Annotated in this window: 20 protein-coding genes and 1 pseudogene; 9 read left to right on the top strand and 12 right to left on the bottom strand. The window is 58.8% G+C overall.

The features are described from left to right. Positions 1-9: 9 nt before the first annotated feature. Positions 10-966, bottom strand: a complete 957-nt coding sequence (locus ACTG2W_RS00105; RefSeq protein ID WP_106844490.1) for a LysR substrate-binding domain-containing protein — start codon at positions 964-966, stop codon at positions 10-12. Positions 967-1029: 63 nt separating this feature from the next. Then, positions 1030-1904 (bottom strand): annotated as a pseudogene (locus ACTG2W_RS00100) (LysR family transcriptional regulator). A 95-nt stretch (positions 1905-1999) separates the two neighbouring features. On the opposite strand from ACTG2W_RS00100, the gene ACTG2W_RS00095 reads away from it, so the two are divergent. Next, entirely contained in the window at positions 2000-3223 is a 1224-nt protein-coding gene (locus tag ACTG2W_RS00095; protein ID WP_106844491.1) for an MFS transporter, read from the top strand. Positions 3224-3368: 145 nt separating this feature from the next. On the opposite strand, the gene ACTG2W_RS00090 is transcribed toward ACTG2W_RS00095, so the two are convergent. The 5 genes from ACTG2W_RS00090 to ACTG2W_RS00070 form a co-directional block, all read right to left on the bottom strand. Beyond that, a complete protein-coding gene (locus tag ACTG2W_RS00090; RefSeq protein WP_181281704.1) occupies positions 3369-3923 on the bottom strand; it encodes a VOC family protein in 555 nt (184 codons plus the stop codon). Next, positions 3917-4681, bottom strand: coding sequence for a hypothetical protein (locus ACTG2W_RS00085; protein ID WP_005337161.1), 765 nt, complete (start codon positions 4679-4681; stop codon positions 3917-3919). Before ACTG2W_RS00085 ends, ACTG2W_RS00090 begins: the two co-directional genes overlap by 7 nt. Positions 4682-4872: 191 nt before the next feature. Continuing rightward, entirely contained in the window at positions 4873-5514 is a 642-nt protein-coding gene (gene nfsA / locus ACTG2W_RS00080; protein ID WP_429195653.1) for an oxygen-insensitive NADPH nitroreductase, read from the bottom strand. Between the two features lie 71 nt (positions 5515-5585). Next, a complete protein-coding gene (locus ACTG2W_RS00075; RefSeq protein WP_106844494.1) occupies positions 5586-7151 on the bottom strand; it encodes an AbgT family transporter in 1566 nt (521 codons plus the stop codon). Positions 7152-7294: 143 nt separating this feature from the next. Next, positions 7295-9247, bottom strand: coding sequence for a putative bifunctional diguanylate cyclase/phosphodiesterase (locus ACTG2W_RS00070; RefSeq protein WP_013723827.1), 1953 nt, complete (start codon positions 9245-9247; stop codon positions 7295-7297). Positions 9248-10108: 861 nt separating this feature from the next. Between ACTG2W_RS00070 and ACTG2W_RS00065 the strand changes: the two genes are divergently transcribed. The 3 genes from ACTG2W_RS00065 to ACTG2W_RS00055 are packed head-to-tail and all read left to right on the top strand — an operon-like array spanning position 10109 to position 12564. Next, complete coding sequence (locus tag ACTG2W_RS00065) at positions 10109-11047, top strand: LysR family transcriptional regulator (protein ID WP_047438361.1); 939 nt, start codon at positions 10109-10111, stop codon at positions 11045-11047. Positions 11048-11101: 54 nt separating this feature from the next. After that, entirely contained in the window at positions 11102-12124 is a 1023-nt protein-coding gene (locus tag ACTG2W_RS00060) for a response regulator (RefSeq protein ID WP_106844495.1), read from the top strand. An 8-nt stretch (positions 12125-12132) separates the two neighbouring features. Then, positions 12133-12564 (top strand): PAS domain-containing protein, encoded by a 432-nt coding sequence (locus ACTG2W_RS00055; protein WP_005337175.1) that lies wholly within the window; start codon positions 12133-12135, stop codon positions 12562-12564. Between the two features lie 89 nt (positions 12565-12653). Here ACTG2W_RS00055 and ltaE read toward each other — a convergent pair whose 3' ends face one another. The 3 genes from ltaE to ACTG2W_RS00040 form a co-directional block, all read right to left on the bottom strand. Continuing rightward, entirely contained in the window at positions 12654-13673 is a 1020-nt protein-coding gene (gene ltaE, locus ACTG2W_RS00050; RefSeq protein ID WP_106844496.1) for a low-specificity L-threonine aldolase, read from the bottom strand. Positions 13674-13785: 112 nt separating this feature from the next. Then, positions 13786-14487 carry a short-chain dehydrogenase gene (locus ACTG2W_RS00045; RefSeq protein WP_106844497.1) on the bottom strand — a complete coding sequence of 234 codons (702 nt, stop codon included), beginning with the start codon at positions 14485-14487 and terminating at the stop codon, positions 13786-13788. An 87-nt stretch (positions 14488-14574) separates the two neighbouring features. After that, a complete protein-coding gene (locus tag ACTG2W_RS00040) occupies positions 14575-14982 on the bottom strand; it encodes a helix-turn-helix domain-containing protein (RefSeq protein WP_005351138.1) in 408 nt (135 codons plus the stop codon). Positions 14983-15129: 147 nt separating this feature from the next. Here ACTG2W_RS00040 and ACTG2W_RS00035 point away from each other — a divergent pair, with 147 nt between their 5' ends. Next, positions 15130-16029: an aldo/keto reductase gene (locus ACTG2W_RS00035; RefSeq protein WP_106844540.1), complete on the top strand. Its 900-nt coding sequence runs from the start codon at positions 15130-15132 to the stop codon at positions 16027-16029. A 71-nt stretch (positions 16030-16100) separates the two neighbouring features. On the opposite strand, the gene ACTG2W_RS00030 is transcribed toward ACTG2W_RS00035, so the two are convergent. After that, on the bottom strand, positions 16101-16382 hold the full coding sequence (locus tag ACTG2W_RS00030; protein ID WP_005337180.1) for an RNA recognition motif domain-containing protein: 282 nt from the start codon (positions 16380-16382) through the stop codon (positions 16101-16103). 216 nt (positions 16383-16598) lie between these two features. Further along, a complete protein-coding gene (locus ACTG2W_RS00025) occupies positions 16599-17141 on the bottom strand; it encodes a hypothetical protein (protein ID WP_106844498.1) in 543 nt (180 codons plus the stop codon). A 106-nt stretch (positions 17142-17247) separates the two neighbouring features. Between ACTG2W_RS00025 and ACTG2W_RS00020 the strand changes: the two genes are divergently transcribed. From ACTG2W_RS00020 to ACTG2W_RS00005, 4 genes are all read left to right on the top strand, one after another. After that, complete coding sequence (locus ACTG2W_RS00020) at positions 17248-18018, top strand: amino acid ABC transporter ATP-binding protein (protein ID WP_075115892.1); 771 nt, start codon at positions 17248-17250, stop codon at positions 18016-18018. Then, complete coding sequence (locus tag ACTG2W_RS00015; RefSeq protein WP_106844499.1) at positions 18011-18808, top strand: amino acid ABC transporter permease; 798 nt, start codon at positions 18011-18013, stop codon at positions 18806-18808. Before ACTG2W_RS00020 ends, ACTG2W_RS00015 begins: the two co-directional genes overlap by 8 nt. A gap of 2 nt (positions 18809-18810) precedes the next feature. After that, entirely contained in the window at positions 18811-18993 is a 183-nt protein-coding gene (locus tag ACTG2W_RS00010) for a hypothetical protein (protein ID WP_440015962.1), read from the top strand. Further along, positions 18969-19182 (top strand): transporter substrate-binding domain-containing protein (locus tag ACTG2W_RS00005; protein WP_440015961.1); only part of this gene is annotated, 214 nt, incomplete at its 3' end. The genes ACTG2W_RS00010 and ACTG2W_RS00005, both read left to right, overlap by 25 nt.

Here is a 19182-nt window from a genome sequence, read left to right as displayed (position 1 = left end):
CAACCCTGGCTATAGCTGTGGTACGGTCAGATTGGCCAGCAGAGCTTCAAGCTCTTCGCCAGTGCGGGCAGCACAGTATTGTTCGACCCGCTCGCGGGTCAATTGCGGCGCGAGACGTTCAATCAGATCGTAGAGATAGCCGCATAAAAATGCCCCTCTGCGCAACCCGATAGCGGCCACACAGCCTGGTAGCCAGGGCGCCGTTTTGAGCACCAGATCGCCATCGCGCTGGGGCTCCCAGGCAAAAGTTGCCATCACCCCGATGCCCATCCCTTGTCTGACATAGGTCTTGAGCACATCGCTGTCGCTCGCACAGCAGGCGATCCGGCTCTCGGCATGAGCGCAATCAGTGCCATGAGCTGTGGAGAGCGCCCTTCCATCGGTCACCAATGCAAACTCCACCAGCTCGGCCGAGGTCAGCGATGTTGCTTTGGCCAACGGATGATCCTTGGGTAGCACCAAGCCCCGTTGCCACTGAAAAGAGGGGAGCATGAGCAGATCGCTCCCCTCCTCCGGTTCATCCGCCAGCAGCAGATCGGCCGCGCCATCATGCACGGCTGCGCGGCACTGCGCCGCACTCCCTTGCATCACAGTTACGGCAACTTTGGGAAAGCGGGCCATGAAACCCTTGAGGATGGCGGGCAGAATATAACGGGCTTGCAGATGAGTGGCGGCAATGGTGAGGGTTCCCTGCTCCGGATGCACATGCTGCCTGGCCATGACCTTGATGGTGGCGACCTTGTCCAGCACCTCCGCGGCCACTTTGATCACATCACGACCTATGGGGGTGATTTGGGTCAAGTGTTTGCCGCTGCGCTCGAAGATCTGGATCCCCAGCTCATCCTCCAGCATCCGCACCTGTTTGCTGATCCCGGGCTGGGAGGTAAAGAGGCTCTCGGCGGTGGCCGACAGATTCAGCCTGTGGTTGGCCACCTCGACGATATAGCGCAATTGCTGCAATTTCATGGTGTAGCCCTCAAGCGAACCCACCGTTAATAGTAACAAACTTTCAGCAATGGCCCGCCGCCATCAGGCCGGGCGATCCTTAAGTAGAAAATCGCGCAAGGCACGGTTGGCCATGGAGAGCGGATCGCCACGCCGCCACGCCACGCAGAGATCGAGATAGATGGGCGGGTCGAAGGGCACGCCACTCAGATCTGGCTCCTCTTCCAACACCATCCGCAAGAAGGTGGTCACCGCAAAGCCTTGCCGCACCACCGCCTTGAGCAGAGGGATAAGATTGCTCTCGAAGGCGATATCGGGTTCAACGCCCAGGCTCTGGGCCAGCGCCTCCATATGCTCCCGGTGATAAAAGCCACGGCGAAACAGCGCCAGCTCCTGAGCGAAAAACTGCGAGAGGGTGACGGCCGATGCGCCACGCAAGGGGTGATCGTCCCCCACCACCATCAACATCTCTTCGCTCAGCAGATGTGCCCCCTCAATGGCGGGGGGAGATCACTGGTGATGAGAATGGCCAGATCGAGGGAGCCATCCACCATCCGGCTGAGCAGCTCACGGGTGCCGGCCTCTTCGACCCGGATCTTGAGGCCGGGATAGCGATGCTTGAAGGCCATCAGACGAGGGGGGAAATAGTAGGAGCCCATCATGTAGGGGATCCCGATCCGCACTTCCCCCCGCTCCAGCCCCTTGAGCTCGGCCATCTCGGCCTCGGCCTGATGCATCTGCAACAACAAGCGCTCGGCATGGCGACAGAGCACCTCTCCCTCCGGGGTGAGCCGTACCGCCCGATCCTGTCGATCAAACAGGCGCAATTCGAGCTGCTGCTCCAGCTTGGCGATGGCCATGCTGATGGCCGGTTGTGCCACATGCAGACTGTTAGCTGCCTTGGTAAATGAGCCGGCATCCCTGACCGCCAGCAGATAGGTGAGCTGTTTCAGATCCATGTATCAATTTATCTTATGAGATAGATAACTTAAATATATTATATTTATAACCGCAAGGGCTCTACCCTGACCAAAAGTAGTCAGGACAATACGCAATGATTGAAGTTGGAAGTCGCGAGTGGATACGTGCAACCCAGGCCCTCAGCCTGGGCTCTTTTCTGGTGTTTCTGAATCTCTACCAGACCCATCCCCTGTTACCCCTGATCGCCGAGGTCTTCTCGGTCAACTCCCTCTCGGCCAGCTGGACCCTGGCAGGATGCACTGCTGGCCTCGCCGCCTCCCTGCTGATCTGCGCCAGACTGGCGGATCGCCATGGCCGTCGGCAAGTCATGCTGGGTACCCTCACCCTGGCGATCCTGCTCTCACTGTTAATCCCGCTGGTTGAGCAGTTTGGCACCCTGCTGCTGCTACGCATCCTGCAGGGCGCGCTGCTGGCAGGACTGCCCGCGACCGCGATTGCCTATATGGGGGAAGAGTTCAGCAAACGGGCGCTGCTCTCGGCGGTGGGTGTCTATATTGCCGCCAACTCCCTCGGTGGCATTGCCGGTCGGGTGGTCGGCGGTCTGTTGGCGGGCTGGTTTGGCGACTGGCAGCATACCTTTCTGGGGATCGGTGTAATCAGCCTGTTACTGCTGCCGCTGGTCTTCTGGCTGCTGCCCCATCAGACCCGCTTTGTGGCGAGCGCCCCCGTTCGCGGCCAATTTGCTCGCGCCTTGCAACAACACCTGACCAATCCCTTGCTGGTAGGGGCCTATCTGATTGGCGGCCTCAACTTTATGGTGTTTCTGAACCAGTTCAGCTACCTCACCTTCTTGCTGGCCAAGCCCCCCTTCTCCCTGCCCACCCAATGGCTCGGCATGCTGTTTCTCACCTATCTCTCGGGGACTGTAGCCTCCTCACTGAGCGGCCGCTTTGCCAACCACTGGGGGGCACAACGCATGCTGCTAGTGGGGATCGCGCTGATGGCTATCGGCAGTCTGTGGCTGCTGCAAGCTAGCCTGCTCGGTATCCTGAGTGGCTTGCTGATCTCCAGCTTCGGCTTTTTCCTGGCACACGCCTGCGCCAGCGCCTGGGTCGGTCATCATGTCGAACACAACCGCGCCCTCGCCTCCTCCCTCTATCTGGTGGCCTACTATCTGGGAGCCAGTCTGGGTGGGCTTTACCTGCACCCGTTCTGGGAGCAAGGCGAGCTGGTCGGTCTGGTCATGGGAATTGAACTGGTCCTCATCCTGACGGCGGGCTTGAGCCTCTGGCTCGGCCGTCTCAAGCAGCGAAGCCAGTCGCCACTGCCCGCCCAGCAACCCCACCGACACGGGTAATTGGTTCAGCGCAAACAGGGTCACTCACGAGCAGATGGCGATCTCGCAACCCTGCACCGCCAGATAACAAAAGGGGTCACACCGGTGACCCCTTTTGCTGTGTTATTCAAGAGCCTGTCAGGCTCGCACCGCATTTAGAGCAGGATCACTCCTGATCGAAATAATCCGCAGGCACCGCGACCACTGCACCGGTCTCCACCTCTTCGGCGATCACCTCAGCCAGCGAGCGCAGATGAAACTTGATCTGTCCGGAGGGCAACATCAGGCCAATATCGGGGTTGCGGGTATCCTGCATGTTGCCGGTTTTGAATGGCAGCTCGGGATAGCACGCTACCAGATCTTGCAGTGAAGTGACCACCAGCTCGATATGTTCCAGCCCCGCCTGATGGGCGCGACCCGGTTTCGGCGCTGCCAGCTCGATACAGGGTACCTGTACCTCACCAGCCAACAGCGGCTGATGCAACTGATAAGTGGCGATGGGACGTCCGCCAATCATACCCTCCACCAGCAAGGTACCTGCCTCAGCCAGCACAGCACATAGCGCGCGGTACTCCTGCAGGGTAGCCGCCCGATAACAGAGGTGATCGACCGTTGGCTGTGAAATTGTGACGCCAGTGGCGGCCAGTTCGGCCAACAGCTGAGAAACAAATGGGGCCATTGGCCCCAGTGTGGAATCGAGTGGATGGGACATGCTTACCATTTCTTCTTGGGTTGAAACAAGACATCGAGCTCGTCGGCTTCCTTGTCCTTGATGTTTTGCAGATCCTGCGCGCTATTTTGCTGCTGCAGCTCTTCAAGCTCCTTGAGCCCCTGACGCATATCTTCTTCACGGGCCAGCAGATAGGGATCCTTGTCGCCCACGCTCGCCATGGCCGACAGACCCTTGGTATAGAGCTGGCGGCATGTACCATATTGGCCCTGAATGCGGGCATCCATCGCCCGCTTGACCAGATTGGAGATGTTGATCTTGAGCTGCATCAGCTCGAGGCGGCGCTCTTCCTGAGCAAATCCCTGAGGGTCAATCTTGCCCTTGTTGTGCTCGACCCGCAGCACGGCCCGCATCTTCTTGACCAGCTGCAGCATCTGGATCGCCTGACGATCGGACTCCGGGGTCTTGAACTGCCCCTCATCCTGCACGCTGTAGTTCTCCTGCACATTCTTGATCTGGGTCTGTACATCAACGATGCGCTGCTTGATCTGATTGTTCGGCATCACCTGGGCGATAGCGCGATAGGCATCGAGGATCCGGTGCTGCAACAGCAACACCATGTTCTTGGAGAAAGGCACCAGATTGACGTTCAGCAACACCTCTTCGGTCTCGTCAGCCACCGTCTTGTGTCTGGCAACGGCGTGACGCTTGTCCGCCTCTGCCTTCTGCTTATATTGCTGCACCACGTTATAGGCGATAACCAAAAACAGGAGTGCGCCAATAGACAGCAATACCAAAGTTAAAATCATAGGATGTCCAAACCCCTGTTCCTATCCAATTGCGTGATCCTACAACAGCTTACCCACTTAAGGTAGCCTGCAGATCCCCCCTTGCCCACGATTTGTCACCAAGCTGTGCCCCCGGTCTCAGGGAGAGATTGCAGGATCAGGGGATGATGACCATGACGGTCACCTCCCCATAGTATCGCCCATCAGCGCCATTACTTGAGGTTAAAGCCCCGCGATTGCAGGAATCCCAGCATGAAAGGGCGGGACTCCTTGCCCAGAATGGCGCGGATCTGGCCGCTCCAGGTCTGCTGCTTGTTGTTGCTGCTGCGGGCCTGATAGTAGTCCGCGATCTGCTGATCGTACCGGGCCAGCAGGTCGCGATCCAGCTCGTGCTGGTAGCGCTCCTGATGCACCACCAATCCCCTGGGCAGACGGGGTTTCTGCTCCGGCTGCTGGGCAGGATGACCAAGGCAGAGGCCAAACAGCGGGATCACCTGATGGGGCAAGCCGAGCAGTTCGCTCACCTCGGCCGGATGGTTGCGAATGCCGCCGATATAGACCCCGCCCAGCCCCAGCGACTGCGCCGCCAGCAAGGCGTTTTGCGCCATCAGGGCGCCGTCGATGGCACCGATCAGCAACTGCTCCGCATAGGGTTGATTGCCCGCCAGCATGGCCAACTGCTGACGCGCCTCGGGCTCGCAGACTCGCACAATACTGGTCACCTGCAAAAAGCTCGAGGTCGAGGCTGACTGGGCGGCGGCGAGTATGGCATCCAACTGCTGCGGTGCGATCGGCTCGGCAGTGAACTGACGAATGGAGCGATGGGAAAGGAGAAGATCGATGGTCTGATTCATGGCACCTCCAAAATGAGGTAACACCATAGCGAAAAAAACGAGGGAGCCCAAGGCTCCCTCGCACACCCAGCTTAAGGGGCCGGATAGACGTAAGGGGCTTGCAACCCGAGCGGGAAGCCGAGCGCCCAGTAGAGCAGCAGGAAAATCGTCCAGCTCACCAGGAAGGCCAGCGAGTAGGGCAGCATCATGGAGACCAGGGTACCGATCCCGGTGCTCTTCACATACTGCTGGCAATAGACCACCACCAGCGGGAAGAAGACCATCAGCGGGGTGATGATATTGGAAGCAGAATCCCCGACCCGATAGGCCGCCTGGGTCAGCTCGGGGGAGATCCCCACCGCCATCAACATGGGTACCAGGATCGGGCTGATCAGCGCCCACTTGGCGGAGGCCGAGCCGACTACCAAATTGACGGTGGCGGTGAGCAGGATCATCCCGACGATAGTCACCTCACCGGGCAGCGCCAGCGCATGGAGCACTTCGGCACCGGAGAGGGCCAGCAGGGTGCCCAGATTGGAGTCACCAAACGCCTTGATAAAGAGCGCGCAGAAGAAGGCCATCACCATGTAGGAGCCCATCTTGTTCATGGTGGCCGCCATGGCATCGATCACATCCTTGCCACTCTTGAAGCTGCCTGCGACAAAGCCGTAGACAATCCCGGGCAGGATAAAGAGCAGGAAGATGAGCGGCACTATGGACTTCATCACGGGTGCAGCGAAGGTGGTAAGAGAGCCATCAGCAGCACGCAGCGGTGAGTCGCTCGGGGAGAGCGCCAGCGCCAGCAGCACGATAGCCGCCAGCATGGCAAAACCGGCCCAGTTGAAGGCTCGGCTCTCTTGCGCGCTGTAGCGCCCCATCTCGTCGGCACTCTCCAGATCCTCGTTGAGCGCCACATGCTTGAGGCGCGGCTCCACCACCTTTTCGGTGATGAACCAGCCGACACAGATGATCAGCAGCGAAGAGGCACCGGTAAAGATGATGTTGCACAGGGTGTTGACCATGTAGTCAGGATCGAGCAACTGAGCGGCGGACTGGGTAAAGCCCTGCAGCAGCGCATCCCCGCCGGAGGGCAGGAAGTTGGCGGCAAAACCGCCGGAGACACCGGCAAAGGCAGCGGCGATCCCCGCCAGCGGATGGCGTCCGGCAGCGTGGAAGATGATGCCACCGATGGGGATCACCAGCACATAACCCGCATCTGCGGCGGTGTGGCTGACGATCGCTACCAGGATCAGCATGGGAGTGAGAAAACGGGCAGGCGTCACTTTCAGCAACTTTTTCAGACCGGTATTGATAAAACCGGACTGCTCGGCCACCCCGACCCCGAGCATGGCCACCAGCACGATCCCGAGCGGGGCAAAGCCGGTAAAGGTGGTCACCATGGTGGAGAGAAACTCGGCCAGACCGGCACCGGTCAGCAGGTTGTTGACCACTACCGCCTCCCCGGTACGGGGATTGACCAGATCAAACTGGAATTGTGACAACACCCAGGAGCCGACCCAGACGATCAGCAAGGCGTAGAGGAACAGCATGGCGGGGTCGGGTAATTTGTTCCCGGCTTTCTCGACGCCATTGAGGAAACGGTTCAGCCAACCTTTGGGAGGGCTGGCCGGACGGTCATTGACAGCAGCATGACTCATTATTGCGATACTCCTTTCCCTAGAAACGAGGTCGCATGCTAGCAATTCCAGCCAATCCGTCTCATGACCGATCGCAAAAGAATGATTAATTTTGATTAAATATTGCGGAATAAAATCCCAAGTTGTGGCCTAACGCACACTTGTTACTCTGCCATCACGGCATCTAGCAGTGGATAACGCCCGACCTGGCACTCCACCACAAAACCGCTCGCCTCGACTTGCGCCACCGTCAGCGGCTTGCTGAACAGATATCCCTGGAACACATGGCACCCCTGGGTCTGCAGGGCGGCCAGCTCGTGAGGCTCCTCCACCCCTTCCGCCATGATCCCCAACCCCAGATTGGTGGCCATGGCCGCAGTCGCCCGGATCACCGGCAAGTTGAGACCGACCACGAAGGAGCGATCCAGCTTGATGTTGTTGATCGGCAACCGGTTGAGATAGGCCAGCGAGGAGTAGCCGGTACCGAAATCATCGATGGCAATCTTGATCCCCTGCTCGCTCAAATCATCGAGAATGCCGAGGCACCCCTTCATATCGAGCATCAGCACGGTTTCGGTCAGCTCCAGCGTCAACAGGGAGGCATCCACCCCGTGCAGCTCCAGCTGCTGGCGAACTTGCCCGGGCAAGGCCGACGAGAGCTGGAAACCGGAGAGGTTGACGGAGACCGGCACCCGCTGATGGAAGCGCTTCTGCCAGCTGGCGACCTGTGCCAGCGCGGTGGAGAGCACCCAGCTGCCGATCTCGCGGATCAGCCCCATCTCTTCGGCCAGCGGGATAAACTCCACCGGCGACACATGGCCGAGCACCGGGTTGTACCAGCGCAGCAGCGCCTCGTAACCGATCAGACGCCGTTTGGCGGCATCGACCTGCGGCTGGTAACAGAGGCTCAGCTCCTGGCGGCCGATGGCCTTGGCCAGAAACTGTTTGAGATTGAGCTTGCGCTGCAGGGTCTGCTGCATGCTGGGGGTGAAACGCTGCCAGCGCAGCCGCCCCATCTGCTTGGCCTGATACATGGCCATATCGGCACGGGTGATGAGGTTGTCCCCGTCATCCGCATCATCGGGATAGATGGCGATACCGATACTGCCGCCGATGGTCACCTCCGGCAGCCCGCTCAGTTGCAGCGGCTTGGTCATCTGGGAGAGCATCTGATCGGCCACCTCTTGCGCCCGATCCCCCTGATTGCCCAGCGGCACCAGTGCTGTGAATTCATCGCCACCGAGGCGAGCCAGCTCCACATCCCGCGGGCAAATCTGTTTGAGGCGACCGGCGACCCGCTCCAGCAGGCGATCTCCCGCCTTGTGGCCGTAGTTGTCGTTGACCAGCTTGAAGTTGTCCAGATCCATGAACACCAGCGCGAAACGCTCCCCCAGCCCGCAATAGGCCTCAAGGGATTTCATCAAGCCATACCGATTGAGCAGGCCGGTCAGGGAGTCGTGCCAGGCGAGGTGGCGATGCTCCAGCTCCTCGAGCTTGCGATCGGTAATATCCCGCATGGTGAGCAGAATGCGGGCCCCCTGCTGGATATAGCGGAACTGATACTGGAACCAGCGCATCCCCTTGAGGGTACGGCACTCCCCCTCGGTCACCACTTCATCGAGACGGGAGAGCTTCTGGTAGAAGCTGTCATCATTGCCGGAGAAAACCTGGGAGAGCTTGGCGATCTGGTGGCCGAAACACATTTCGAAGTGATAGTTGCCACTCTCGAACACACCATGGCTATCGAACAGGCAGGCAAGGGTATCGCCGGTTGCCAGCGACGACTCCTGATAGAGGGTATCGGAGTCGAGCACCGCTTCGGTCATCATCATCAGCCTGCCAGCCAGTTGAATACCAGATAGGCGCAGATAGATCTGCTTCTTGACCCCCTTTGGGGAGAGGGTCCACCACTCGTTGTAACTGCGCCCCTGCTGAAAATCACCCAGATAGCGCTGCAGCAGCAGATCGATGGCGGTTGCCATATCGGCAGAGAAGTCGCGGGAGCAGAGTTCGTCTAGAGACGTCGCCTCCCACACGGAGAGCGCGGCGCTGTTTGCCCAGAAAATATGGTGATGCTCGATGTCATAAACCCAGATCGGGGTATGCAGAACATCCATCGTCTTCAGTAACCGTTCGTCAAGCGTATTCATCTGGTCAAGGTCATTCATGCTGGATGGTCACTGGTTAACCGGAAAACAGATCTGGCAAACCGCTAGCTGCAGAATGCAAGGTGCAAATACCTCTCGGCCATTATCCCTTTTCACATAGCCAAGAGCGGACAAAACTATTTCAGATATCAACAACAGGGCAGCCCGTACGGCAATACTACAAAGGACTCAGCCAAGGACCCTGTTAATCCAAGCAAATCATATAGTCGATTTTTAACTTTTTTCCCCAGTAAAAACAAGCACTAAGAGCTATCCACTCGAGACCTTGAAAGAGCAATTGCATATTTGCTGCGACAAATTTTTTATTAACATTTAAATCAATGGTGGAAATAGTCATCACTCTCTGTCACAAAGCTTCCATTAATTAACCAAGCGGATGGATAAACAGCCAAAAAAACGCCAAAACGGACAAAAATAGTTCACTAAGGCGGAATTGATATACCCCAAATTCATTTTTCAACAGGCAATGAGCAAAACCCGAATATATGATCTGCATCACATTGGCAGTGGATGGCAAACCACCCCGGCTGAGTACGCAGAGCAACCCGGTGCCCTTCCATCAGGTTGCAATATCGGCCTTCGCCTGCGGTTATAGCGGAACAAATCAGGGAATATGGCAAACATCACTGCCGCAGTACCATTTGGCATCGTGCCGGAATAATCACCAGCTCGGGGAAACTGAGATGACGGGCGGGTGGAGAACTGGTATCAACAGAAATCGAATCCAGATCAATTAAACGCTGAATTACCCTTGCCAACCCGGAACGCTCTTTTTATGGTTGCCCCCTTGTTACACCCAGAACAGCGTTTATGAAGCACATCGAAGAGTTCTACCTGTTCGTCAAGGTGGTGCAAGAGGGAGGATTCTCCCACGCTGCAGCCGCACTGGGCATGCCAACAGGCACCATCAGTCGACGCATTTCCCAGCTGGAAGAGCAACTGGGTTGCTCCCTGCTACATCGCTCTACCCGCAAGCTCCGCCTTACCGATGATGGCCTCAGATACTACGAACGTCTCTGCACGCCACTCGCACAAATCGAGCAGGCCACCAGCGAGATCCAGGGTCAAGAGGCCGACATCACCGGGCTTATCCGGGTAGCGGCGCCCATCGCGCTCTCCAACACCATCCTCATCGATATGCTGGCCGAATTCGGGCTGCACTATCCCGAGGTACAGTTCGATATCACCCAGACCAATGATCACCAGCACCTGTTCGACAATGATCGGGACCTGGTGTTCTTCAACGGTGAGCTGCCCCAGTCGCTGCCCAATGCGATCTGTCTCGGCCATATCGAGTACGGCCTGTTTGCCTCACCACTCTATTTGACCAAGAAGGGCACCCCCTCCCATCCCAACCAGCTGGAAGAGCATGATCTCATCTACTGCTGGCCTCACCAGCACTGGCAGCTGACCGACAAGGATGGCCAGAGCGTCTGCATCAAACGCAGCGCCAAACTGACCGTCAACCAGACCCAGGCCGCGGTACGCGCAGCCCGGCGTCATCTGGGGATCGTCAACGCCCCGCTGCACTATCTGAGCAGCTTCCTCCATGACGAGCAGCTGGTGCCGGTACTGACCGACTGGCAAACCGGCAATCGCCCCTTCTACATGTTGTGTTGCCAGCACCAGTTCGCTCCGTTGCGTGTTAAGATGTTCGTTGAATTTGTTGAAAAATACTCAGCACGCTATCGCAATCGGCAGTGGGACAACCAATTTTCACAAGGTGATAGCCTCACCCATTGCATCTGACCGTTAGCGGGCCACACTTATAGCATCCCTTGCCAACAGAGCCTGCCTAACGCCATGAATGTATTGATATGTGATGACTCCGGGTTCGCCCGCAAACAGCTGGCGCGGGCGCTCCCGGCCGACTGGAAAGTCGATTTGCACTACGCAGCCAATGGTCTCGAAGGGATCGAACAGGTGCTGATGGGTCATGGCGATCTCATCTTCCTCGATCTGACCATGCCGGAAATGGACGGTTACGGCGTGCTGGAGACCCTCCAACGGGAGGGTCTACGCAACAAGGTGATCGTGGTCTCCGGGGATATCCAGCCAGAGGCCTATCAACGGGTCATGGGGCTGGGGGCGCTCGATTTCATCAAGAAACCCGCCGCCCCAGAAACCCTGCTCGCCCTGCTCAAAAAGCATGATTTCTGGAGTGCCGCCCCAAGCGGTCAAGCAAGCGCCCCCGAGCTGCAGCCAAACGGCGTTGTAGCCGATGCAGGCGTCAAGATCACCCCCGAAATCCGCGATGTCTATCAGGAGCTGGCCAACGTCTCCATGGGTCAGGCCGCCGACTTGCTGGCTCGTCTGCTCAACGCCTTCGTGGTGCTGCCCATCCCCAACGTCAACGTGCTGGAAGTATCAGAGTTGCATATGGCCCTCTCGGCCGCTGCGGATTCAGATACCCTCTCCGCCGTCTGTCAGGGGTTTATCGGAGCGGGGATCGCCGGTGAAGCGCTGATCCTGTTCCATGACTCCAGCTTCAAAGATTTGGCCAAGCTGATGAACCATCAGGGGACGCTGGATCGCACCGCCGAACTGGAGCTGCTGATGGATACCTCCAACGTGCTGATCGGCGCCTTCCTGCGTGGCTACGCCAACCAGCTCGACACCCCCTTCAGTCAGGGACACCCGGTGGTGCTCGGCCAGCACAGACCCATCAACGAGCTGATCAACACCAACAAGAGTCGCTGGCGCCGCACGCTCGCCATCGAGATCAACTACCGGATCCAGGATTACGCGGTGCAGTGTGATCTGCTGCTGCTGTTTACCGAAGATTCCATCGCCACCATGAACAACAAAATCATGCACATGCTCTAGGAGTGACTATGGAAATCCGTGAATTTCATTGGCTGATGAACATAGTCCAGAACCTGGACGTAGGCTTGGTTGTGCTCGACAAGGAGTACAAGGTACAGGTGTGGAACGGCTTTATGGAGAGCCACAGCGGCCGACTGGCCAGTGACGTGCGCGATGGCGTACTGTTCGAGCTCTTCCCCGATGTGGACAGAGCCTGGTTCGAACGCAAGGCCAACATGGTCTTCAAACTCAACAACCGCGCCTTCAGCACCTGGGAGCAGAAGCCCTATCTGCTGCGTTTCTCCAACTACCGCCCCATTACCGGCTCGGCCCCCCACATGTTCCAGAACCTGACCCTGGTGCCACTGGCCGATTTCGGCGGTCAGGTGACCCACATCGCGGTGATGATCTACGATGCCACTGATGAGGCCATGCTGATGAGCGGCCAGCGGCAGGCTTGAGCTTGCAGCAAATAACAGAGGGCGCCGCGGCGCCCTCTGTTATTTCGGTATGAACAGGTCTTGGTATAACCTCTACCTCACCAGCCGTCTCAACGCGCCCCGAGATACTCGGTGAAGGCGTCGATCACCTCTTCAATATCGTCATCGTTGATTTGCAGATGGGTCACCAGCCGCAGCTCGCCGTAACCGGAGAAGAGGATCCCCCGCTCCTTCATAAAAGCGAGCAGAGGGGCCGATTCCCCCTCCCGCAGCCGCAGGAACACCATGTTGCTCTGCACCAGCGAGAGGTCGAGCTCGATGCCCGGGAGTGCAGCCAACCCTTCGGCCAGCCGTTTGGCACGGCGGTGATCATCGGCCAGACGGGTCACATGCTGCTCGAGGGCAAACAGACCGGCTTGCGCCAGAATCCCCGCCTGACGCATGCCACCCCCCAGCATCTTGCGTAGGCGGCGCGCACGGGCGATGAAATCGTGGCTGCCCACCAGCAGCGAGCCCACCGGTGCGCCCAACCCCTTGGAGAGACAAATCGAGATGCTGTCAAACGGTGCAGCGATCACCCCGACCGGGGTCTCGCTGGCCACGGCGGCGTTAAAGAGCCGGGCGCCATCGAGATGAAGCTTCAAGCCGCGATCGGCAACGAATGCCCCCATCTCCTGCAGATAGGAGAGCGGCAGCACCTTGCCGTTGTGGGTGTTCTCAAGGCAGATCAGGCGAGTCTGGACGAAGTGGGCATCATCAGGGGCCAGCGCAGCCTTGATATCATCGAATGCCAGCGTGCCATCGCGCTGCATCGGCAAGGGTTGCAGGGCTACGGAGCCCAGCACGGCACTCCCCTGCGCTTCATAGCGATAGATGTGAGCGGCGTTGCCGAGGATAGCCCCCTCACCGCGCTGACAGTGGCTCATCACCGCCAACAGATTGGACATGGTGCCGGACGGCACAAACAGCGCCGCCTGTTTGCCCAGCAATCTTGCCCCAAAGGCCTCCAGCGCGTTGACGCCCGGATCTTCACCATAGACATCGTCACCGACTGCGGCGTGGAGCATGGCTTGACGCATGGCGTCAGTAGGCTGGGTGACGGTGTCACTTCGTAAATCGATATAGCGCATGAGATCCCTCCTGAAACAGGAGAGTGACGTTAGCCATGCGCCCCTCGCTTGGCAAGGGGCGCATGAGCAGAATGTGAAGCCAATAGACGTCCATAGAACCCGCAGGCGGGATTTACCAAGGCAGCGGCTGACCTTTGAGATCCAGCAGCTGACCCGATTGGGTCAACGATAACCCCTCGATGAGATTGAGCAGCTTCACCGCCACCTCGGCAGGCTCCTGCAATTGCTCCGCAGGCAACTCGCTCAGAAAGGGGGTATTCATCGGGGAGTCCATCAAGCCGGGCGCAACGGCCACCACCCCTGCTTGCGGGAAACGCTGCGTCCACTCAAGGGCCAGGGTTTTCACCCCCATGTCGAGGGCCGCCTTGCTCATCCGGTAGCTGTAACGTCCCCCCTCCAGATTGGCGGTGATGGAGCCCGCCAGATCAGAGATGGCACAGAGCCACAGCGGATGGTCATTGCCCATCAACCGACTGAAACGGGCAGCCAGCGCCAGCGTTGGCCAGGCATTGGCCAGCAGGCTGTCGCACAGCCACTTGGGGTGCACCTCTTCGACCCGCCGCTCTGGCATAAAGCTGACATCGTGCAACAGGCCGATGGTGTTGATCACCACAGTGGGAAGCGGATCGGTGTCGTAGAGGGTAAACAGGGCGTCGAACGAGATGGCGTCCACCTCTTGCAGCGGGAAGAAAGCCCCCATCTCGATCCCTTTTGGATAGGTGCGCCCGGCAAGAAGGAAGGACTCCCCCCTTGCCATCAGCTCTCTTGCCAGCGCCGAGCCCAGCGCACCACTTCCGAGGATCAAGTAGCTCATCGCCCATTCCATGGAGACTTATCTTGCTTAGAGCGTATCAGAATAATCAACCGGCCGTGACACGACCAAAGGGTAATATGCCCCTCATCACGCTTCCCCCAGATGGCGACCAAACTCCCGCGCCAGCGCCAAGTCGAGAAAACCGTCCGCTTTCTTGTGGGTGCGCAAAAACTGGTAATAGGCGAGCAGGGTGACCAGTGCCTCCTCATCGGGCAGCCCCACCCCGGGTTGCTGCTCGCCCAGCAGTAGCTGCGCCGCTGCCAGCGCCTCCCTGTCTACCACTTCCGCCTGACGGTAAAGATAACCGCAGCCGGTTGCCAGCCACTCCAGCGAGCAGTTGGCCCCCATGGCGATCTGGTTGGCCCGCGCCAGGCCAGGCTCGGCTCCCTTCAAATATTTGCGGATCAGCGCTTCACTGAGCCCAACCTTGCGGGCAAACGCGCTCACGCTCATCTCCCCGATCAGGCTCTGCAAGCGCTCGGCAAATCCTTCCATCCAACTCTCTCTCCTACTCTGCGATCAGAACCAAAGTTCGAATCATGCCATTGCCCATTATTGCTTTGCCAGCCACATGAGGCCAAGATGCCCGCAGTCATCTATGTTGCACATCGTTTTGGCATCGTGTTTTTCAAGGAGTCAACCATGTCTGTATCCCGTGTCGCCCTGCATCCGCAAGGCCCCACCTTCTCTCGCCTCATCATGGGTTACTGGCGCCTGATGGAGTGGCAGCTCTCTCCGGCCGCTCTGCTCGATCTGATGAAATATCATCTGGATCTGGGGGTCACCACCATCGATCACGCCGATATCTATGGTGGCTACCAGTGCGAAGAGGCCTTTGGTCACGCCCTGCGCCTCGAGCCTTCCCTGCGCAGCCGGATAGAGATCGTCACCAAGTGCGGTATCGCCCTCACCGCCAAGCCGGAGCATGCTCTCAACCACTACAACACCGGCAAGGACCATATCATCGCCAGCGCCGAAGCCTCGCTGCGTAAGCTCGGCACCGACCATCTGGACCTGCTGCTGATCCACCGCCCAGATCCCCTGATGAACGCAGATGAAGTGGCCGACGCCTTTATCACCCTGAAACAGGCGGGCAAGATCAAGCACGCCGGGGTATCCAACTTCACCGCCCGGCAGTTCGAGCTGCTGCAATCGCGCCTCCCCTTCCCGCTGGTCACCAACCAGCTGGAGATCTCGCCGCTTCATCAGGAAGGGACCCTCGATGGTACCCTGGATCAGTGCCAGCAGCTTGGCATCAAGCCGATGGCCTGGTCATGTCTCGGCGGCGGCCGACTGTTCAGCGATGACGCCTATGCCCCGCTGCGTGCCGAACTGGAGCAGGTCCGTCAGGAAGTGGGCGCCCAGACTATCGAGCAGGTGGTCTACGCCTGGGTAATGATGCTGCCAAGCCAGCCGCTGCCATTGATTGGCTCCGGCAAACGAGAGCGGATTGCTGCCGCCGTGGCCACCGAATCCATCGTCCTCAATCGCCAGCAGTGGTTCCGCATCCGCAAGGCGGCGCTCGGTTACGACGTCCCCTGATCACAGCAAAACGTCCAGAAACAAAAACGGCATGGGGGAAACCCATGCCGTTTTTTTATTGCCGAGGTACCTTAGCGGTGGCGCTGTTGCGGGCGACCACGGGGAGCATCTGTCTTCGGTTTGGCCTGGTTGACGGTGATGGTACGGCCACCGACTTCTGTGCCATGCAGACCAGCGATGGCCTTTTCGGCATCACCATTGACCGGCATTTCAATAAAACCAAACCCCTTTGACTGGCCGGTATCGCGGTCGATGATGATATCAACCTTGTCGACCTGTCCAAACTGGCTGAACAGGGTTTTCAGTTCGTCGGCCGTCATCCGGTACGACAGATTTCCTACGTAAATCTTCATGCCATCCACTCTCGATTCAAGGTGCCTTCTCTATGCAATTCCCAGCATAACGGTAAGGGCACAACCCCTATGCCGGACCTGCCATGGCTTCATGCCGTGGCCTTCTCCACACTGTCGTCAAGTGATTGATCTCTTGGGTTAACAGTGCAGACAAGATCAATTCGAGTCACTGGCAGTATCTGAGCTTTGCCGGGAATTGTCGAGAAAATAGTCGACTCAGGCCGATTGCAGATCTGACAACCGTTGCGTCAGCATCCGGCGACCGTGCCAGGCCCGTTTAAAGCCGAAGCGATAGACAGACGGGCTCACCAGATGCAGCTCCCCCGCCTTGAGATCCAGCAAGGCCATGGCCGCCGCCAGCTCCTCTTCACTCAGTTGCAGATCGAGGCTGAAGTCGAGCCACTGGCCGTCGTGACCCACTCGCCTCTCTCGTTCGAGCGCCACCAACTGACTGCGGGGCAGTGCCAGCGCTTCATCCTTGTTGCCATTGAGCAAATAGATATGCTGTTCATCCCACCCCAGCTCCGCCAGGCGCCAGGGCTGCCAGCTGCGGGGAAGCGACACCATGATCCCGGTGATGCCACCAAAGACCACGCCCACCCAGTTGAGCAGCGCCATGGCGCCCCAACCATCCCACAAGGAGGCCGCCACCACGCCCCAACTCACCAGCAACAGCAGAAAAATGACGCAGCGATAGCGAACCGCTGGCGGCATCAACAGCTGCACCTGGGAACCAGCAAGCAAGGATGTAATACGCATGAAAAGCTCCTGTCATCACGAAATGGCGCCATTGTGAATAGCCATCAGGGTGCTGACAAGGGGGTTTTCTTTGTCATCCCCCTATAAAATCAATACCATGGCGTAAATGATTCTCAGTGGAACCCGCTTCTTGACCAGCTCGCAACCCTGTGTGCGCTTTTGTGGCGTTGACAAATTCTATGGCGATTTTCAGGCTCTTCATCACATCGATCTCACCATTGAACGTGGAGAGAAGTGGGTTATCTGTGGCCCGTCAGGCTCGGGAAAATCGACCCTGATCCGCACCATCAACGGGCTGGAGGGGATCGACGACGGCCAGCTGTTCCTGTTTGGCGAGCCGGTGACCCCTTCCTACCTGCGCCGCCTGCAAGGTCGGGTTGGCATGGTGTTTCAGCAGTTCAACCTCTTCCCCCATATGACGGTGCTGGAAAACCTGATGGTGGCGCCGGTGCATACCCTGGGGTTGCGCCCCCAGGAGGCCAAAGCCCGGGCGCTCGGGCTGCTCGAGCGGGTGCGCATTCAGGCACAGGCCGACAAGTACCCACACCAGCTCTCCGGCGGCCAGCAGCAGCGGGTCGCCATCGCCCGCTCCCTCTGCATGCAACCCGAACTGATGCTGTTTGACGAGCCCACCTCCGCCCTCGACCCCGAGATGATCCGCGAAGTGCTCGATGTGATCCGCGAGCTGGCTGACGAGGGGATGACCCTGATCTGCGTTACCCACGAGATGGGCTTTGCCCGTCAGGTGGCGGATCGGGTGCTCTTTATGGATGAAGGGAAGATTATCGAGTCTGCCCCGCCCGCCCAGCTGTTCAACGCCCCCCGGCACCCGCGCACCCGGGCCTTCCTCGAACAGGTGCTCAGCTATCATGGCTAGGCTCAATCGCCCCCGCCTGCTTGGCTGGTTGTCAGGCACTGTGATGCTCTCTGCGCTACTGGGCTGGGCGCTCTATAGCGGCGCTCGCCAGATGGGCTATGAGTGGCAGTGGCCGCGGGTGTTGCCCTTTCTCGGCGAGTGGGATGAGGGGAACTTTTATGCTGGCCCCCTGCTAAACGGCCTGCTGGTCACTTTGCAGGTGGCACTGCTCAGTCTGCTGGGCACTCTGGCGGTCGGGGTGTGCGTGGTTAGCCTGCGGCTGCTCCCCTCCCGGCTCGGCCCCTGGCTCGCCATCGCCTATCTGGCGCTGGTGCGCACCACGCCCCAGTTAGTGCAGCTCTATATTCTCTATTTCTTGCTGGGCCCCATGCTGGGATTGGCCCCCCTTGCCTGCGCCGTGTTGAGCCTCTCCCTCTATCAGGGCGCCTTCACCGCCGAGGTGTTGCGTGCAGGTGTACAGGCCATTCCCAAAGGACAGTGGGAGGCAGCCCAGTCGCTTGGCTTGTCACGGGCCATCACCCTGCGCAAGGTGATCCTGCCCCAGCTGGTGCGCATCACCTTGCCGCCGCTCACCAACGAGCTGGTCTCCCTTATCAAACATTCGGCGCTGGTGAGTGTGATCGCCATCTTCGATCTAACCAACGAAGGGCGTACTCTGGTTGCCGATACGTTTCTGACCTTTGAGGTGTGGTTTACCGTAGCTGCCCTCTATTTGCTGTTAACCCTGACGCTGTCAGCCTGTTCGCGGGCGCTGGCCCGTCACCTGAATCCGGATCAACAAGGACGCTAACCATGAATTTATCGTTCAAAACCGCCCTGTCGGGCGCTGCCCTGCTACTGACAAGCCTGCTCACTCCCGCATTGGCACAAACTGCCCCTTCCGACACCCAGGCGCAGATCGAGCAGAGCGGTACCCTGCGGGTCGGCATGTCCACCTTCGCCCCTGGGCGATGCGCGACAAGCAGGGGGCCCTGATCGGTTTCGAGATTGACGTGGCCCGTCGCCTCGCCACAGATAACGGCTGGCAGGTAGAGTTCGTGCCTACCGCCTGGGATGGCATCATCCCCTCCCTGCTGGCGAAAAAGTATGACGTCATCATCGGCGGCCTCACCATCACCCCCGAGCGGGAAAAGAGCGTGCGTTTCACCCAGGCCTACTCCCATT

Source organism: Aeromonas sp. 96A, assembly GCF_051919165.1.
GTDB lineage: Bacteria > Pseudomonadota > Gammaproteobacteria > Enterobacterales > Aeromonadaceae > Aeromonas > Aeromonas veronii.
The sequence above is the reverse complement of the archived record's forward strand: the minus strand, read 5'-3'. Positions and strand labels throughout refer to the sequence as shown.

Bases quoted from the DNA above. Each gene is read 5' to 3' on its own strand.
- ACTG2W_RS00105 (WP_106844490.1), bottom strand. From the start codon at position 966: ATGAAATTGCAGCAATTGCGCTATATCGTCGAGGTGGCCAACCACAGG.
- ACTG2W_RS00095 (WP_106844491.1), top strand. From the start codon at position 2,000: ATGATTGAAGTTGGAAGTCGCGAGTGGATACGTGCAACCCAGGCCCTC.
- ACTG2W_RS00090 (WP_181281704.1), bottom strand. From the start codon at position 3,923: ATGGTAAGCATGTCCCATCCACTCGATTCCACACTGGGGCCAATGGCC.
- ACTG2W_RS00085 (WP_005337161.1), bottom strand. From the start codon at position 4,681: ATGATTTTAACTTTGGTATTGCTGTCTATTGGCGCACTCCTGTTTTTG.
- nfsA (WP_429195653.1), bottom strand. From the start codon at position 5,514: ATGAATCAGACCATCGATCTTCTCCTTTCCCATCGCTCCATTCGTCAG.
- ACTG2W_RS00075 (WP_106844494.1), bottom strand. From the start codon at position 7,151: ATGAGTCATGCTGCTGTCAATGACCGTCCGGCCAGCCCTCCCAAAGGT.
- ACTG2W_RS00070 (WP_013723827.1), bottom strand. From the start codon at position 9,247: ATGGATGTTCTGCATACCCCGATCTGGGTTTATGACATCGAGCATCAC.
- ACTG2W_RS00065 (WP_047438361.1), top strand. From the start codon at position 10,109: ATGAAGCACATCGAAGAGTTCTACCTGTTCGTCAAGGTGGTGCAAGAG.
- ACTG2W_RS00060 (WP_106844495.1), top strand. From the start codon at position 11,102: ATGAATGTATTGATATGTGATGACTCCGGGTTCGCCCGCAAACAGCTG.
- ACTG2W_RS00055 (WP_005337175.1), top strand. From the start codon at position 12,133: ATGGAAATCCGTGAATTTCATTGGCTGATGAACATAGTCCAGAACCTG.
- ltaE (WP_106844496.1), bottom strand. From the start codon at position 13,673: ATGCGCTATATCGATTTACGAAGTGACACCGTCACCCAGCCTACTGAC.
- ACTG2W_RS00045 (WP_106844497.1), bottom strand. From the start codon at position 14,487: ATGAGCTACTTGATCCTCGGAAGTGGTGCGCTGGGCTCGGCGCTGGCA.
- ACTG2W_RS00040 (WP_005351138.1), bottom strand. From the start codon at position 14,982: ATGGAAGGATTTGCCGAGCGCTTGCAGAGCCTGATCGGGGAGATGAGC.
- ACTG2W_RS00035 (WP_106844540.1), top strand. From the start codon at position 15,130: ATGTCTGTATCCCGTGTCGCCCTGCATCCGCAAGGCCCCACCTTCTCT.
- ACTG2W_RS00030 (WP_005337180.1), bottom strand. From the start codon at position 16,382: ATGAAGATTTACGTAGGAAATCTGTCGTACCGGATGACGGCCGACGAA.
- ACTG2W_RS00025 (WP_106844498.1), bottom strand. From the start codon at position 17,141: ATGCGTATTACATCCTTGCTTGCTGGTTCCCAGGTGCAGCTGTTGATG.
- ACTG2W_RS00020 (WP_075115892.1), top strand. From the start codon at position 17,248: ATGATTCTCAGTGGAACCCGCTTCTTGACCAGCTCGCAACCCTGTGTG.
- ACTG2W_RS00015 (WP_106844499.1), top strand. From the start codon at position 18,011: ATGGCTAGGCTCAATCGCCCCCGCCTGCTTGGCTGGTTGTCAGGCACT.
- ACTG2W_RS00010 (WP_440015962.1), top strand. From the start codon at position 18,811: ATGAATTTATCGTTCAAAACCGCCCTGTCGGGCGCTGCCCTGCTACTG.